Raw genomic sequence first — 16,106 nt, 5'->3', positions numbered from 1 at the left:
TGGAGAGCGTGAATTGAAATGCTTTGAGCAAGTCCAGACTAGATATCACTTAGCGTCGCTCTCTGTATGGAGAGCGTGAATTGAAATTTGCTGCAATCCCTTGACGCTGAGAAAGCATCAGTCGCTCTCTGTATGGAGAGCGTGAATTGAAATCACCCAAGCCGCGTACTCTGTCGGATTAAATATCGTCGCTTTCTGTATGGGGAGCGTGAATTGAAATTGTTAAAAACTTATCGTTTAGCTGCTCAACGTCGTCGCTCTCTGTATGGAGAGCGTGAATTGAAGTAACAGATATAAATAACCCTAAGAAAGAAATTAAGTCGCTCTCTGTATGGGGAGCGTGAATTGAAATCACATTTATTTGGATCTGTGGTACAACTTGTTTATGTCGCTCTCTGTATGGAGAGCGTGAACTTGAAATTACAAGAAACATGCATGGAAATAGACCAACAAAAAAAGTGCCGATACGTAAAAACGCATCAGCACTTTTTATCTTTATAGCCCGTACGGGAATTGAACCCGCAGCTCCGCCTTGAGAGGGCGACGTCTTAAACCATTTGACCAACGGGCAATAATGGCACAAAGACTATTGTAAACGAAAAGCTAAAAAGATGTCAAGAAAAAATTAATCAGACTTATCAAACCACCAAATAGCAATCATAACTACAAATAATATAGCACAATATAGAACACAAATATCAAAGGCAAGCACTAACCACTGATAAACAAATATTTGGCGTAAAATCAAAAGTAGTAATGAAAATAAGGCAAAAGTTAGAAGTTGATAGCGCAAATTTCTAAAAATTCGTAAATATGTCTTGTGTTTCATTATTCAAAAGACAGCTCGGCCAGCACTAAACTAGATGTTTCTAAATGTGCAGTCGTTAACCAGACACTAGTGAAACCGTTCTCATTTTTTTGCGCAGTTAGGTCATAAAAATGCGTTAATAAGGATAGATTATCTGTAACCTCGAGATTAGTTAGTCGAGTCACCCGTAAACGCATCTTTGGGAACTTCTGGTCATTCAGCGGATAGCAATCATCTGGAAAAGCGTATGTTAAAACATTAGCATATTTTTTAGGTTCCAAGACGACCGCCGTTGGATTATTTTGGATAAAGTTTAAAATAGCGATATTCTCGCTTTTATTTTTTTCAATCATAGTCAAACCTCAGCTTAAATAATGTTATGATAATAATTAACCATATAGTTTATATTAGCATGTTTTTGTCAACATGATAAGGAGTTATAAAGAATGTGCGAAACAACGGCAACAAATCTAATTTTAGTGCGCCATGGTCAGACTGAATTTAATAAACAAAACCGGCTGCAAGGGCTCTCAAACTCATCATTAACGACCGCTGGCATCCAAGCTGCGCAAAGTGTTGGTAAGAGCTTACAAGATATCCCAATTTTTCGAACTTACTGCAGCGACAGTATCCGCACAATTCAAACCGCAACGGAAATTTTAACCGCCGCAAACAAAGCAGATGTTCCGCTAATAAAGGAATCTTTTTTAAGAGAATATTATTTTGGTGACTTTGAAGGCGTTAAATACAATAAAGCCTTCCGGCAGTTAGTACAACGTTATGGTTTAAGGACAAGCCGGCAAGTTTTAAATGGCACTCACTTTTTAGAAATGACCTTAAATGGCTTCAGTCATTTAGATCAAACTGGACAAGCAGAGAACTATCAAGAAATCTCCAATCGATTACAAGCTGGGTTAAAACGAATTTTAGAACAACCAGAAAATCAGGGCCAAAATTTATTAGTTGTTTCTCACGGCGTTTTATTAGGCACTCTAATTTATATGGTTGATCCAGAAAAAACACCGCGCACCTTGTTGAAAAATGCCAGTGTCAGCTTGTTGCGTTATTCAGAAGGAAGATTTAAAATCATAGCCTTAAACCAAACAAACATCGCTGAAATCAAAGAATTATTATAAAATAACTACTTTTTAAAAACATCGCTTTACTGAAATATTAAGTACGTGTATAATGACAATTTGTCACATGACAGATTGTCATTATTTTTTTGTGGAATGAGAGGTAAGAATGCCTAAACAAACTTTTTTTAACTTACCGGAAGAAAAGCAGCAACACTTATTAGCTGTGGCACGGCAAGCGTTTTCTAAAGCACCCTTTGATAAAGTTTCTATTGCCAGTATTATTGCTGCCGCCGAAATTCCTCGGGGTAGTTTCTATCAATATTTTGAGGATAAAGCCGATCTTTACGACTATCTTATTGAGGACGTACGTCATACATCCCTGGAAGACTGGCAATCAGAGCTCAAAGCACAAAAAGGTGACCTTTTTAAAGCGTTTAAACAGTATTTTGGCCAGCTACTTGAAGAAATCGTTTCGGGACCAAATGCGGATTTTTACCGTAATGTATTTTTACATCTAGACTACGCCCGGTCTCATCAGCTAACAGAACATTTTAGTCGCAAACATGATTTTGATTGCGCTCATAAAGTGCGGCCTAAGATGTTAAACGGGGTTGATTTAAGTTTGTTACGGATAGAAACAGATGAAGATTACATCGTACTCTTACATCTGCTATTAGGGGCATTTTACCAATCCATTACGATTTTTTATACCATTCAACAAACAGATGCACAATCGGCATTAAAATTGACGCGAACAAGATTTTATAAAATTGTAGATTGGCTACAATTTGGTGTACAAGGGAAAGAGGGTAATGAAACGAAATGTGGCAATTAGTAAAACATCGCTTACCTATTGCAGGCGTCACAGGTGCAGTCTTATTTATGATTGTACAAGTGATTGCCAACTTGAGTTTACCTAAATTAACAGCTGATATTGTAAACAAGGGGATTACTAATGGTGATGTCGACTTAATTAAACAAATTGGTATACAAATGATCGGCGTTTCTTTAATCAGTATTGTCGCCGCATTGGGTAATGTTTTTCTAGCATCCCGAATTTCACAAGGCTTAGGCAGAGATTTGAGAAATGACGTCTTCTCCAAAGTCATTAATTATTCCAATGACGAATTTGATGAAGTGGGCACGAGCTCATTAATTACTAGAACAACCAACGACGTCTTGCAAATTCAAAATGTGATGATGATGATCTTGAGAATGATGATTATGGCGCCAATTACATTAATCGGTGCGAGCTTTTTAGCTTATCAGCGGGATCATCAACTAACAAAAATATTCATTTATGTTATTCCAATTTTGATAGTGGTCATTGCCGTCTTAATGGGATCAGCCGTGCCATTATTCAAGAAAATGCAAAAATTAACGGACCGATTGAACTTAGTCTTTCGAGAAGGTTTAACAGGGGTTCGGGTAATCCGGGCTTTTCGTCGGGACACTTTTGAACAAGATCGTTTTGATCAAGCGAATACAAATTATACTAATAATGCTTTAAGAGTATTTTCCATTCTAGCAGTAATGTTCCCAATGATGACTTTAATTATGTCAGGTACCAACGTGGGTATTACATGGATGGGGGCTAATTTGATTGCGGATCAAGCCACACAAACGGGTAATATGATCGCGTTTATGACCTATGCGATGCAAATTTTGATGAGCTTCTTGATGCTATCAATGGTTTTTGTATTTGTACCAAGAGCCCAAGCAGCAGCAGTACGAATCAATGAAGTTTTGGCTTTAAAAACAAAGATTGTGGATCCTAAAAAACCAGAAGCTTTAGCGACTGAAACAACAAGTCTTAAACTGGACCATGTGAACTATCGCTATCGACAAGCTGAAAATTTAGCTTTAACAGATATTAATGTTTCAGTTAAAGGCGGTGAAACATTAGCCATCATTGGTGGGACGGGTTCTGGTAAAACCACATTAGTGAATCTTATTCCGAGATTTTATGATGTGGAAACTGGAGAAGTCAGCATCAACGGCGTCAATATTAAAGCCATTAACAAAGAAACTTTACGGGATCAAGTGGCACTAGTACCGCAAAAAGCGCTGTTATTCAAGGGTACTTTGCGTGAAAACATGAAGTATGGTAACGAAACAGCCACGGATGATGCGATTTGGCATGCGTTAGATATTGCGCAAGCGAGCGATTTCATTAAAGAAACTGGGAAAGGGTTAGATACCACCGTTGAACAAGGTGGTAACAACTTCTCCGGTGGTCAAAAGCAACGTTTGGCGATTGCTCGGGCATTAGTTAAAGAAGCGTCGATTTACGTCTTTGATGATTCTTTTTCAGCTTTGGACTTTAAAACCGATGCCAATTTACGCCAACAATTAAAAGATGATCCATTTATGAAAGATAAAGTAACCGTTATTGTCGGCCAACGGGTATCCACAGTTGCTTCTGCAGATGCTATTTTGGTTTTAGATAATGGTAAAATGGCTGGTTATGGCACACATGAAGCCTTAAAACAGAACAGTCCTGTTTATCAAGACATCGTGGCCTCACAAATTAGAGAGGGCGGTGCTGCAAATGCCTAAAGAAGCACCTAAAGCAAATCACGGCGGATTCGGCGGTGGCCGTGCAGGGTTATCCGGAAGCAAGCCGAATAATTTTTGGAAAACGACATTACGGTTGTTCAGTTATATGCGCCGTTACTATGTAGGTTTAGCAGTTGTCCTAGTTTTTGCAATTGCGTCACAAATTTTCCAAATTAGAACACCTAAAATTTTAGGGGAAGCAACAACCGAAATTTTTAAAGGGGTTATGACCGGAACTGCCCAGCAAAAAGCAGGTTTGACAGTAGATCGTTACCCCATTGATTTTGATAAGATCAAGCATATTATTTTAATTGTCATTTTGTTGTATGTCTTATCTGCCGTGCTTAGTTTTATTCAGCAATTTATTATGACCCGAATCTCACAACGGACCGTTTATTATTTGCGTAAAGATTTGAAGCAAAAAATGCGGCAGTTACCGATTAGTTATTATGATACCCATGAAAATGGGGATATTATGTCCCGGGCAATAAATGACATGGATAACATCGCCAACACCTTGCAGCAAAATATTACACAGCTGATTACGAGTACCGTCACTTTAATTGGTACGATTTGGATGATGCTTACAATTAGCTGGAAATTGACCTTATTAGCTTTGTTAATTGTACCGTTGAGCTTGGTCGTTGTTGGGGTAGTGGCCCCACGATCACAGAAATACTTTGCCGCTCAGCAAAAATCATTAGGTCTATTGAATAATAAAGTTGAAGAAACTTATGCCGGTCACATTGAAACAAAGAGTTTTAATCATGAACATAAAGATATCTCAGAATTTAAGGCTGAAAATGACCGCTTGTATACGGCTTCTTGGAAAGCTCAGATGGTTTCCGGTATTATCATGCCTTTAATGATGTTTGTGAACAACTTAGGCTATATTCTGATAGCTATTGTTGGTGGGACCGCCGTAACGAACGGTACGATTACCTTAGGGAATATCCAAGCCTTCTTACAATATACGCAACAGTTCTCCCAGCCGATTTCACAGCTGGCCAACTTGGCGAATACCATCCAAGCAACGATCGCCTCTGCAGAAAGAATTTTTGAAGTCTTAGACGAACCAGATATGCCGAAGACAAAAGTAGATATTCCAGATGTCACCGATGACCAACGTAAAATTGCCATGTCACATGTGCAATTTGGTTATGACGGACAAGACTTATTAATGGAAGATTATAATCTAGATGTTAATCCTGGTGAAATGGTGGCTATCGTTGGCCCAACCGGTGCTGGGAAAACAACCATTATTAATTTGTTAGAACGTTTTTATGATATTAAAGGCGGCTCAATCAAATTAGATGGGGTAGATACTAGAAATCTTCAGCGGGAAGAACTGCGGCAGCAATTTGCCATGGTTTTACAGGATACTTGGCTGTTTACAGGCTCAATTTATGATAATTTGAAGTACGGCCGTGAAGATGCAACCCATGATGAAATCATTGCAGCCGCTAAAGCTGCCCACGTGGATGAATTTGTTCGGCAGCTGCCAGACGGTTATGATACGATCCTAAACGAAGAAGCTTCCAATATCTCTCAAGGCCAGCGACAATTAATTACTATTGCCCGCGCTTTTGTAGCCGATCCTGAGATTTTGATCTTAGATGAAGCCACAAGTTCTGTGGATACACGGACAGAACTACAAATTCAACATGCCATGAGTAAGTTATTGAAGGGACGGACCAGCTTTGTAGTGGCCCATCGACTCTCTACAATACAAGACGCGGATAACATTATTGTGATGAATCACGGGAGCATTGTGGAAACCGGAACGCATCAGCAATTACTAGACAAAAAAGGCTTTTACGCAGATCTATATAATAGTCAGTTTACCGGCAGCTTAGCAATTTAAGTTTAATTGAAAACTTTAAGCATTAAAGAACTTTACAAATATTTGTTTGTAAGGTTCTTTTTTTGTGCATTAATACATTAATAATGCATAAATATTCTGGTATTAAGCATAAAATGTAGAATAAATACAGAAATGTGTGAAAAAAGGTTGATTTATTTTTAAAAGGCGTGTATTGTAATAAACATCGAAAATAAATATTCATTTATATGAATAAAGAGGCGAAACATATGAATATTGCATTGGTGGGTGTAACCGGTTATAGCGGTCAGTGCCTATATCAACTATTACAGCAACATCCCCACGTAGATCAAATAGATTTATATGGGCATGGGACTGACAATACCTACGACCTTAAAGAAAATTGGCCGTTATATATGAATATTAATACGAAAATAAAACCGTTTGATGTCGCTGAAATATTAGCGCAGGACCAACTTATTTTCTTTGCCACACCTTCTGGGGTAACGGCTAAATTAGCACTGCCATTCGTTGAAGCAGATTTTCCAGTGATTGACTTATCGGGAGATTATCGCTTAGCCACACCAACGCAATATGAAGCTTGGTATCACAAAGACAGCGCCCCGCAATGGGCTTTAGCCAAAGCAGATTATGGGTTAGCCGAATTTAATGACCCAACCACAGCCTATATCGCTAATCCAGGCTGTTACGCAACGGCTACTTTGCTAGGTTTAGCACCGCTAGTTCAACAAAATCTAATTGATTTAGACACAATTATTGTAGATGCCAAGTCCGGCGCCACTGGTTCTGGGAAACAAGCAAGTGCCGGTACACATTTTGTGCATGTAAATGAGAACTTGCAGCTGTATAAAATTAATCAGCACCAGCATATTCCAGAGATTGTCCGAACTTTAAAAAAATGGAATTCGGCCGTTACAACGATTCAATTCAATACAACCTTACTACCAATTGATCGCGGCATCTTAACGACAATTTATGCCACCCCAAAACAATCCATCACCACCCAGACATTATTGCAGGATTATCAGCAAACTTATCAAGACCGACCTTTTGTAAATGTTTATCCAAATGGTGTGCCGGCTTTGAAAGATGTGATTGGGACTAATAATTGTAATATTGGGGTCACTTATAACGAAGCAACAAATAAAATTATGATTGTAACGGTAATTGATAATTTGTTGAAAGGGGCTGCCGGACAGGCAATTCAAAACTTCAATAAATACTTTGATTTTCCAGAAACAACCGCCTTACCGCAGACGACATTGACTTTTTAGGAGGTCACGACTATGAAAGTAATTAATCAAACAGCAGCAGATTTTAAAATTATTGATTTCACCTGGCCAGCTGGTTTTTACGCTGATGGGATTCATGCAGGATTACGGAAACAAAAATTAGATATGGGTTGGTTGTATTCCAGTGTTCCCGCAACAGCAGCGGGGGTTTATACAACAAATCAATTCCAAGCAGCGCCCACGCAAGTTACGAAAAAAATGATCCAAACGCATCATCAATTACAAGCGCTTGTTTTAAATAGCGCAATTGCGAATTCGTGTACAGGCGCCTTAGGACTGAAAAATGCCCAGACGACTCAGCAATTAGCCGCAGATGTTTTAGAAATTGACCCAGAACTAGTTGGGGTTGCTTCAACGGGGTTGATTGGGGCTCAATTACCAATGCCTAAAATTGCAGCGGGTTTACAAAAATTACAGCTCACTAAAAACGATAAATTACCAGAAGCAATTTTAACTACTGATACAAAAGCAAAAACCATTAGTGTGGCCCTTAAATTAAACGGTCAAGTAGTGACGATCAGTGGTTTTTGTAAAGGTTCCGGGATGATTCATCCTAATATGTGCACGATGCTGGGCTTCATTACCACGGATGCCAATATTGAAGCTGAGGCATTACAGACGTTATTAAGTGAAGATACTGAATCTACTTTTAATCAGATCACCGTTGATGGCGATACGTCCACTAATGATATGGTGGTGGCTTTGGCCAATGGTTTAGCGGATAATACGATGATTGAAACCGACACAAAAGATTATCAAAAATTCGGCGCCGCTTTTCACTATATTATGGCTTATTTGGCCAAACACATTGCAGCGGATGGCGAAGGGGCTACAAAATTAATTGAAGTTAATGTCAATCACAGCGCCAGTACCGAAGAAGCACAGGCCGTTGCTAAAACAATCGTAGGTTCTAACTTAGTAAAATCAGCGATCTTTGGGCATGATCCAAACTGGGGCCGGATTATTGCAGCTATTGGGCAAACAAAGGCTGTTGTTGATGTGGCCCATGTCAGTGTTTGGCTCAATGGGCTGCCATTGATTGTGGATAGTGTTGCGGCGGATACTGAAGTGGCTGTTTTAGAAAAAGCAATGGACACCAATCAGATTCAGATTGATGTTGATTTGAATGCTGGACCGGCAAAAGGCCAAGCTTGGGGCTGCGATTTGACTTATAATTATGTCAAAATTAATGCAAGCTATCATACTTAAAATAAAAACGATTATTAATATTAATTAAAAAGGAGCGCTATCCATGTGTGAAACAATTGTAATCAAAATTGGCGGCAATGCTTTAGCTGAAATGAACGAAACTTTCTTTAAAATGTTACGTCAACTGCAACAACAGGCTGTGCAGATTGTGATTGTCCATGGTGGCGGTCCGATGATTTCTAAAGCCTGTACTGAAATGGGACTAAAAGTTATTAAAAAGTCAGGCATTCGGGTGACGGATCAAATGACGATGGCTGTGACACAGCAAGTGATTACAGAAACGATTCAGCCAAAGTTATTGCAAGTGCTAAAGCAGCAAGGCATTTCTGCCGTAGCAATGAATACTCAAGATAAGATGGTTCAAGGCGATTATTTGAACCAAAGTGACTATGGCTATGTGGGCTTGCCGGCACAATTACCTGCGCACACAAAAACTTATTTAGCCCAGGGTAACGTTGTAATTTTTGGCCCGTTATGCCAAACAGAAGATCAAACTTGGTTGAATGTTAATGCGGATACAATGGCTGCTTTTGTGGCAAAAGCATTAAAGGCGGATCGCCTGGTCTTAATGACTGATGTACCTGGCGTTTTGTATAACGGCCATGTAATGCCTAATGTTCACTACCAGCAAGTTCAGCGTTTAATTGCCAGCGGTATTTTAAAGCGGGGCATGGTGCCTAAAGTTGCGGCTGCTTACAAAGCCTTAGAAGCGGGTGTCAGCCAAGTGGAAATTTTAGGTGATTTGAGCAAGCACGGCACGTTAGTTTTACCATAAAAAGGAGTTTTTAAATGAAGTACACTTATCCGACGTATCAACGTTATCCCATTGAACCAGTGACGGGAACTGGTAGTTATTTAACTGATCGGGATCAGAAAACTTATTTAGATTTTACAAGTGGGATTGCGGTTTGCAATTTAGGGTATCAAAATGAATTATTGCAACAGCAAATGCATCAACAAGTGGATCAGCTTTGGCATATTTCTAATCTTTATGAAAATCAGTTACAAGATGAAGTGGCCCATTTATTAGTTCAAGAAACTGAAAAAATGGTGTTCTTCTGTAATTCCGGGACGGAGGCTAATGAGGCTGCGATCAAGTTAGCCAGACGGGTTACTGGTCGGACGCAAATTCTAGCTTGTACAAATAGTTTCCATGGGCGTACATATGGGGCGTTATCTGCGACAGATAATGCGGCGATTAAGACTGGTTTTGGGCCATTTGTGCCAGAAGTTGCTTTTATGCCTTATAACGAAGCTGCGGCTTTAGATCAAATTACCGATGCGGTTGCCGGAGTGTTATTAGAAGTTATCCAAGGTGAAGGTGGCGTTATTTTAGGGGATGCAGCCTGGTTGCAAGCCGTTCAAGCGAAATGTCACGAAACGGGTACCTTGTTAATCATTGATGAAGTACAGACTGGCATGGGGCGTACTGGGCAATTATTTGCTTATCAGCATTATCAATTGGCGCCCGATGTGGTGACGGTAGCTAAGGCGTTAGGCAACGGTTTGCCAATTGGCGCAGTGATTGGACGACAAGCTTATCAAACGGCTTTTGGACCAGGCAGTCACGGGTCTACATTCGGTGGGAATTTGTTAGCAATGACGGCGGCTAAAGCCGTTTTACAGCAAATAACACCGGAATTTTTAACAACAGTAGCAGCTAAAGGGCAACACTTTATAACGGCTTTAAGCCAACAGTTAGGACCATTACCTGCCGTTAAAGCAGTGCGGGGACTGGGCCTTATGGCAGGCATTGAGTTAGTTGATGCTGTTTCTGCCGGACAAATTGTAACGCAGCTGCAGAAAAAAGGCCTACTGACGCTAACAGCGAAACATAACACGCTACGTTTATTACCACCATTAATTACAAAAACAGCCGATTTAGAAAAAGGCATTGCACTGATCACAACGGTTTTACAGGAGGTTAACGATGAATCAATTTCAAGGTAAGAGTTTTTTAAAAGAATTAGATTTTACAGGGGCAGAGTTAGAATTTTTAATTGATTTTGCCCAACATTTGGATGACTTAAAAGCTAAAAATATTCCCCACGAATATTTAAAAGGGCAAAACATTGCCTTATTGTTTGAAAAAACTTCTACGCGGACACGTTCTGCATTCACCGTGGCGGCTAACGATTTAGGAGCGCATCCAGAATTTTTAGGCAAAAATGATATTCAGTTTGGCAATAAAGAATCCGTTGCAGATACAGCGATTGTATTAGGCTCAATGTTTGATGGCATTGAATTTAGAGGGTTTGCCCAAAGTACAGTGGAAACTTTAGCACAGTACAGCGGTGTTCCGGTTTGGAATGGGTTAACCGATGAATGGCATCCAACGCAAATGATTGCTGACTTCATGACGTTAAAGAAACATTTTGGCGTGTTAAAAGGGACAACATTGACTTATTTAGGGGATGCTAAAAATAACGTTGCCCATTCGTTATTGATCACTGGGGCAATGTTAGGCGTTAATATTCATATCGGCGCACCGGCAACACGGCAGCCAGAAGCCGCTGTATTAGAGAAAGCAACGGCAATTGCCCAAACAACAGGCAGTCAGATTTTGGTAACAGAAGATGCAAAATTAGCCGTAAAAGATGCAGATGCCCTTTATACAGATGTCTGGGTTTCGATGGGGGAAGACGTAGATTATGGGGAACGTATCAAATTATTATTGCCTTATCAAATTAACATGGGGCTATTAAAAGCAACGGGTAAGGCTGAAACGATTGTCATGCACTGCCTGCCAGCTTTTCACGATCACCAAACAACAATTGGCAAAGAAATTGGCGAGAAATATGGGCTGGATGCTTTAGAAATAACCGATGATGTTTTCCAATCACAGCAGTCTGTCGTTTTTGAAGAAGCACATAATCGAATGCCAGCAATCAAAGCAATTATGGCGGCAACAAGCGGACATTTGTTTTTTTAAAATCTAGACCAATTACAGTCCTTTGTTCCCTTGGTGGGTCTTTGTTATAATAGAACAAATCAAGAGAAGAAAGCGGGTTGGTTTTATGAAGAGTATCGCGGTGTATTGTGGTGCCGCTACAGGCAACAGTGAAATTTATCAACAAGCAGCTGAAAATTTAGGTGGCTGGTTAGCGCAGCATAAAATAGATTTGATTTATGGCGGCGGTCGTTTTGGCTTGATGGGCATTGTCGCTAAAGCCGCATTAACAAAAGGCGGCCGAGTACACGGTATTATTACTCAGGAACTAGCCGAACGTGGTGCCGCTTATAAAGACATTACACAATTAGATATTGTACCGAATATGTCTATTCGTAAAACAAAAATGCTAACTTTATCGGATGGCTGTATTGCCTTACCAGGCGGGCCCGGTACATTGGAAGAAATTGCTGAAGCCTTTTCTTGGGCACGCTTAGGGGATAATAGCAACCCTTGCGTTTTTTATAATGTAGACGGCTATTATGAACCGTTGAAAGCAATGTTTGATCAAATGACTGAAAAAGAGTTTTTGACAAAAGTTGACCGTGAAAAACTGTTATTTTCTGATGATCTAGCAGAAATTTTTGACTTTATGGCCCATTATTTACCACCAGAAATTAGACGTTATAACCAAAACGTCGGATAGAAACAGAGCGCGAGGAAGTACGGGTGTCTTTGAATATAACCTAGACCAGCGCTGTAAGTGGATTTTACTTACAAGCTGGGCGTAGTTATATTCAAAGACAGTACTTCCGAGCGCGTTTCAGCACACCAGTAAAAGTTCGATCGATATAAGCCCGAACTTGGCTTGTGAGTAAGGCGTAGTTACGTGCACTGTCAGTAACTTCCGAGCGCGTTTCAGCACACCCAAAACACAAAACTAAAAATGCAAAATAAGAGAGGTTGATCAAAAAATAATTTTGATCGGCCTCTCTATTCGTTTACAGCAACTGAAATAAGATAGGCCAATTTTCTTAATAAAAATTAAAAAAATAGCGTTAAACTATAGTTACACTAAAAAGCGTTATTTCAAAGGAGATTTGCCAAGATGGCATTTGAACAAACACAACAATTGATCCAGCAACTCGTTTCAAATCGAGTTGTGCCAGGCGTCAGTTATGGGTTAATCCAGGGGACTAATGTGTGGACCAATTATAGCGGAGATCAGCAATGGGTACCGATAGTTAAGCCATTGCAACCAGACCAATACTATGATTTAGCATCGTTAACCAAAGTGATGACGACCACAGTGATGATTTTAAAAATGATTGAAGCAAACCAGCTGACCTTAACAACACCAGTGCAGCAAATATTGCCTGACTTTCAAAATTCAGAAGTTCAAATCAGACATTTGTTGACGCATACATCTGGTATTACCGGCTACATCCCCCATCGCAATGAATTGGCAGCACCGGCTTTAAAAAAGGCGTTGCTCGGCTTACAAGTGGGCCCAGGGTTTGAAAAAGAGGTGAAGTATACGGACATCGGATTAATCTATTTAGGGTATATCATTGAAGCTTTTTATCCCGGACCGGTGCAACGAACATTAACCAGGGAAGTTTTACAACCGCTAGATTTAAATGAAAGTACGTTTCAACCTAAAAAGGCGTTATGTGTGCCAACAACCTATTTGAACGGTCAGCTTTGCCAAGGGGTTGTTCATGATCCAAAAGCGCAAATATTAGCAGAACATTGTGCCTCAGCTGGACTCTTTAGTACATTGCCAGATGTGTTAAAGTTTGCTAAGTTTATATTAGGCCAGTTTCAACCAGCAAACGCACCGATTACCCAAAAACAAATTGAAGCGTTATATCAAAATTATACGCAGTTAGTGGCTCAGCCCCGTTCGTTAGGCTGGGATTTGCGTCGTCAAAATCAAGACCATCACTTTATTTTGTATCATACAGGGTTCACCGGAACATTTATGTTGATTGATCGGCAGTGTCAAACGGCATTGGCTGTTTTAACAAATCGAATTCATCCTACTGGACAAAATGATGTTTTTTTAAGGGAACGCGAAAAAATTGTCCAAGCTTTTTGTGATGAATCAAAGGGAGAAAATTAAATATGGATGAAGTTTTATTTTTAAACCCAGTTTTTAAAGAAAAAATTTGGGGCGGACAAGAGCTCAAAAAGTTTGATTATGATCTACCGAAAGGTGACATTGGAGAATGCTGGGCTATCTCTGGCCACGCGCATGGCACAAATACTGTGGCTAATGGTACTTTTGTGGGTCAAACAGTGGCACAGTTGTGGGCAACACAACGGTCATTATTTGACGATATGCCAGGGGATCGTTTCCCATTGTTAACAAAAATTCTAGATGCTGAAGCCAGCCTCTCTGTGCAAGTTCATCCAGGGGATGCCTATGCTGCTGAACACGCCAATGACCTAGGCAAGACAGAATGTTGGTATATCATTGACGCCAAGCCCGGTGCCTATTTAATCTTTGGCCATCACGCTAAAACAAAAGCTGAATTTGAAACAATGGTTCAAAATGGCCAATGGGATGCATTATTAAGAAAACAGTCGGTTAAAAAGGGCGACTTTGTTTACGTTCCTAGTGGCACCGTTCACGCATTAAATGCCGGTATTATTGCTTTAGAGAGCCAGCAGAGTAGTGATACAACTTATCGTTTGTATGATTACGATCGGGTAGATGCAACTACGGGTAAAAAACGTGAGCTACATTTACAAGATGCCTATAATGTGACACAAATTCCATTTGCACCGGTGGCTGCTAATACGACAACCCAAAAAGCAGGGGCGTCCACCTTGATTACTTTAGTCAGTGAGCCAGTATCTGAATATTTTAACGTTTACCATTGGCTAATCAAAGATAAAGTTGACTTTAATAAACAATATCCGTTTACCTTAGTTTCTGTGCTAGATGGACAGGGCACCTTGACCATTGATCAGCAAACTTATCCATTGCATAAGGGACAGCATTTTATTTTGACAGCCTATGCAAAACATTGGACATTAGATGGTGATTTGGATTGTATCGCTTCGGTGCCAGGTAAAGCTTAATAAATAAAAAAAGATCGGTATGTCGTCAAATAAACGGCATATCGATCTTTTAGGATACTTATATAATTGTAATTACTTGCTTAATTTACTAGCAGCTGCTTCATCTAAGATGATCGTAACATCTTCCTTATTTTGAAGTACAGAAGCTGGCACATCAGTCGTAATTGGGCCTTCAATAGTTTCTTTGATGATATCAGCTTTGGCTTCACCAAAAGCTAATAAGATAATTTTTTTACTCTTCATGATTGAACCGATACCCATGGAGTAAGCAAATTTTGGTACATCAGATTCTTTTTCAAAGAAACGGGCATTGGCATCAATCGTTGATTGTGTTAAAGCAACTTTGCTTGTTTGACCTTCAAATGATGAACCAGGTTCGTTAAAACCAATGTGTCCATTTAAGCCAATCCCTAAAATCTGAACGTCAATTGGATTGTCTTCAATAACTTTATCGTAACGTTTTGTTTCAGCTTCAGCATCTGTTGCTAAGCCATCAGGGACGTAAGTTTTTGCAAAAGGTTTCTTGTTGAATAGATGTTCTTGCATGAAATAGCGGTAACTTTGGTCATTGTCAGGTGCTAAACCAACGTATTCATCTAAGTTAATAGAAGTCATTTTAGAAAAGTCTACATCACTATCGATCATAGTATTATATAAAGCGATTGGCGTACTACCTGTTGCTAATCCTAAAACTTCTGCACCATTGTCCATGGCAGATTTGATAAGTTCAAATGCTTTTTGACTACCTTCGATATTGTTTTTTGCTACGATAACTTTCATTAAAGTTACTCCTTTCAAGATCACCTTTTTGGTATAGTCCAATTATAATTTAATGAATGGTTCCTTGTCAAGGAAAGTAAAATTAGAAATTAATAAGAAAAATAAAAAGCGGCCGATGAATTTTTTAATTTCGTCGGCCGCTTAAATTTATGGCTGTATTGTATTTGATTGTGAGCCAAGATCGGGTTTATTTTGTAAGGCTAGGTTATGTGCTCGAGGCTTTCCCGCGCTAGTTCGCGCTCTGATTCTAAAACGCGTTCCAAGCTACTGACAATTTACATAACTACGCCTTACTCACAAGCCAAGTTCGGGCTTATGTCGTAAGTCTAGGTTATGCGCATTGTCAAAACCGTAGCTTGTCACGCTCTGATTAAACGCGCTCCCAAAGACTGATTTTTGCGCTTAGCTACGTCTAACTTGTAAGCGAGACCCGCTCACGGCGTTAGCCTAGGCTATGCTCAAAATCAACCCGTCTTTGGTCACGCTCTGATTCCAAAACGCGCTCACCAACATTGATTTCTACATATAACTACGCCTTGTTGTCAGTCGCAGGCGA

Annotated in this window: 14 protein-coding genes, 1 tRNA gene and 1 CRISPR repeat array (1 of these 16 only partly in view); of the genes, 12 read left to right on the top strand and 3 right to left on the bottom strand. The window is 39.8% G+C overall.

All coding sequences use genetic code 11. The features are described 5' to 3' along the window. A CRISPR array of direct repeats spans positions 1 to 420; the repeat unit is 33 nt; unit sequence GTCGCTCTCTGTATGGAGAGCGTGAATTGAAAT; it reaches 756 nt to the left of the window's first position. 78 nt (positions 421 to 498) lie between these two features. Both EKM93_RS04810 and EKM93_RS04800 read right to left on the bottom strand, forming a co-directional pair. Further along, positions 499 to 570, bottom strand: a tRNA-Glu gene (locus tag EKM93_RS04810). 258 nt (positions 571 to 828) lie between these two features. Next, on the bottom strand, positions 829 to 1,161 hold the full coding sequence (locus EKM93_RS04800; protein WP_125713618.1) for a hypothetical protein: 333 nt from the start codon (positions 1,159 to 1,161) through the stop codon (positions 829 to 831). Positions 1,162 to 1,254: 93 nt separating this feature from the next. Here EKM93_RS04800 and EKM93_RS04795 point away from each other — a divergent pair, with 93 nt between their 5' ends. The 12 genes from EKM93_RS04795 (at position 1,255) to manA (ending at position 14,770) form a co-directional block, all read left to right on the top strand. After that, positions 1,255 to 1,944 carry a histidine phosphatase family protein gene (locus tag EKM93_RS04795; protein WP_125713616.1) on the top strand — a complete coding sequence of 230 codons (690 nt, stop codon included), beginning with the start codon at positions 1,255 to 1,257 and terminating at the stop codon, positions 1,942 to 1,944. A 109-nt stretch (positions 1,945 to 2,053) separates the two neighbouring features. Further along, on the top strand, positions 2,054 to 2,722 hold the full coding sequence (locus tag EKM93_RS04790; RefSeq protein WP_125713615.1) for a TetR/AcrR family transcriptional regulator: 669 nt from the start codon (positions 2,054 to 2,056) through the stop codon (positions 2,720 to 2,722). Then, positions 2,710 to 4,446, top strand: a complete 1,737-nt coding sequence (locus EKM93_RS04785; protein ID WP_125713612.1) for an ABC transporter ATP-binding protein — start codon at positions 2,710 to 2,712, stop codon at positions 4,444 to 4,446. Before EKM93_RS04790 ends, EKM93_RS04785 begins: the two co-directional genes overlap by 13 nt. Then, positions 4,439 to 6,310 carry an ABC transporter ATP-binding protein gene (locus EKM93_RS04780; RefSeq protein ID WP_125713611.1) on the top strand — a complete coding sequence of 624 codons (1,872 nt, stop codon included), beginning with the start codon at positions 4,439 to 4,441 and terminating at the stop codon, positions 6,308 to 6,310. Before EKM93_RS04785 ends, EKM93_RS04780 begins: the two co-directional genes overlap by 8 nt. A 227-nt stretch (positions 6,311 to 6,537) precedes the next feature. After that, entirely contained in the window at positions 6,538 to 7,563 is a 1,026-nt protein-coding gene (gene argC / locus EKM93_RS04775; RefSeq protein WP_125713609.1) for an N-acetyl-gamma-glutamyl-phosphate reductase, read from the top strand. Positions 7,564 to 7,575: 12 nt separating this feature from the next. Next, positions 7,576 to 8,790 carry a bifunctional glutamate N-acetyltransferase/amino-acid acetyltransferase ArgJ gene (gene argJ, locus EKM93_RS04770; RefSeq protein ID WP_125713607.1) on the top strand — a complete coding sequence of 405 codons (1,215 nt, stop codon included), beginning with the start codon at positions 7,576 to 7,578 and terminating at the stop codon, positions 8,788 to 8,790. Positions 8,791 to 8,833: 43 nt separating this feature from the next. Then, positions 8,834 to 9,565 (top strand): acetylglutamate kinase, encoded by a 732-nt coding sequence (gene argB, locus EKM93_RS04765; RefSeq protein ID WP_125713605.1) that lies wholly within the window; start codon positions 8,834 to 8,836, stop codon positions 9,563 to 9,565. A gap of 14 nt (positions 9,566 to 9,579) precedes the next feature. Then, complete coding sequence (locus EKM93_RS04760) at positions 9,580 to 10,740, top strand: acetylornithine transaminase (protein ID WP_125713603.1); 1,161 nt, start codon at positions 9,580 to 9,582, stop codon at positions 10,738 to 10,740. Next, on the top strand, positions 10,721 to 11,722 hold the full coding sequence (argF, locus tag EKM93_RS04755) for an ornithine carbamoyltransferase (protein WP_125713601.1): 1,002 nt from the start codon (positions 10,721 to 10,723) through the stop codon (positions 11,720 to 11,722). The genes EKM93_RS04760 and argF overlap by 20 nt, the downstream gene beginning before the upstream one ends. 85 nt (positions 11,723 to 11,807) lie before the next feature. After that, the gene (locus EKM93_RS04750; protein ID WP_125713599.1) at positions 11,808 to 12,386 is read left to right on the top strand and encodes an LOG family protein; all 579 of its coding nucleotides are present in this window, start codon (positions 11,808 to 11,810) and stop codon (positions 12,384 to 12,386) included. Positions 12,387 to 12,788: 402 nt separating this feature from the next. Then, the gene (locus tag EKM93_RS04745; RefSeq protein ID WP_125713597.1) at positions 12,789 to 13,805 is read left to right on the top strand and encodes a serine hydrolase domain-containing protein; all 1,017 of its coding nucleotides are present in this window, start codon (positions 12,789 to 12,791) and stop codon (positions 13,803 to 13,805) included. 2 nt (positions 13,806 to 13,807) lie between these two features. Then, positions 13,808 to 14,770: a mannose-6-phosphate isomerase, class I gene (gene manA, locus EKM93_RS04740; RefSeq protein ID WP_125713594.1), complete on the top strand. Its 963-nt coding sequence runs from the start codon at positions 13,808 to 13,810 to the stop codon at positions 14,768 to 14,770. 72 nt (positions 14,771 to 14,842) lie between these two features. On the opposite strand, the gene EKM93_RS04735 is transcribed toward manA, so the two are convergent. Then, a complete protein-coding gene (locus EKM93_RS04735; RefSeq protein ID WP_125713592.1) occupies positions 14,843 to 15,550 on the bottom strand; it encodes a glucosamine-6-phosphate deaminase in 708 nt (235 codons plus the stop codon). Positions 15,551 to 16,106 lie beyond the last annotated feature (556 nt).

It is taken from the genome of Agrilactobacillus yilanensis, assembly GCF_003946725.1.
In the GTDB taxonomy this organism is placed as follows: domain Bacteria; phylum Bacillota; class Bacilli; order Lactobacillales; family Lactobacillaceae; genus Agrilactobacillus; species Agrilactobacillus yilanensis.
The sequence above is the reverse complement of the archived record's forward strand: the minus strand, read 5'-3'. Positions and strand labels throughout refer to the sequence as shown.

Coding starts and splice junctions, on each gene's coding strand:
- EKM93_RS04800 (WP_125713618.1), bottom strand. CDS start 1,161: ATGATTGAAAAAAATAAAAGCGAGAATATCGCTATTTTAAACTTTATC.
- EKM93_RS04795 (WP_125713616.1), top strand. CDS start 1,255: ATGTGCGAAACAACGGCAACAAATCTAATTTTAGTGCGCCATGGTCAG.
- EKM93_RS04790 (WP_125713615.1), top strand. CDS start 2,054: ATGCCTAAACAAACTTTTTTTAACTTACCGGAAGAAAAGCAGCAACAC.
- EKM93_RS04785 (WP_125713612.1), top strand. CDS start 2,710: ATGTGGCAATTAGTAAAACATCGCTTACCTATTGCAGGCGTCACAGGT.
- EKM93_RS04780 (WP_125713611.1), top strand. CDS start 4,439: ATGCCTAAAGAAGCACCTAAAGCAAATCACGGCGGATTCGGCGGTGGC.
- argC (WP_125713609.1), top strand. CDS start 6,538: ATGAATATTGCATTGGTGGGTGTAACCGGTTATAGCGGTCAGTGCCTA.
- argJ (WP_125713607.1), top strand. CDS start 7,576: ATGAAAGTAATTAATCAAACAGCAGCAGATTTTAAAATTATTGATTTC.
- argB (WP_125713605.1), top strand. CDS start 8,834: ATGTGTGAAACAATTGTAATCAAAATTGGCGGCAATGCTTTAGCTGAA.
- EKM93_RS04760 (WP_125713603.1), top strand. CDS start 9,580: ATGAAGTACACTTATCCGACGTATCAACGTTATCCCATTGAACCAGTG.
- argF (WP_125713601.1), top strand. CDS start 10,721: ATGAATCAATTTCAAGGTAAGAGTTTTTTAAAAGAATTAGATTTTACA.
- EKM93_RS04750 (WP_125713599.1), top strand. CDS start 11,808: ATGAAGAGTATCGCGGTGTATTGTGGTGCCGCTACAGGCAACAGTGAA.
- EKM93_RS04745 (WP_125713597.1), top strand. CDS start 12,789: ATGGCATTTGAACAAACACAACAATTGATCCAGCAACTCGTTTCAAAT.
- manA (WP_125713594.1), top strand. CDS start 13,808: ATGGATGAAGTTTTATTTTTAAACCCAGTTTTTAAAGAAAAAATTTGG.
- EKM93_RS04735 (WP_125713592.1), bottom strand. CDS start 15,550: ATGAAAGTTATCGTAGCAAAAAACAATATCGAAGGTAGTCAAAAAGCA.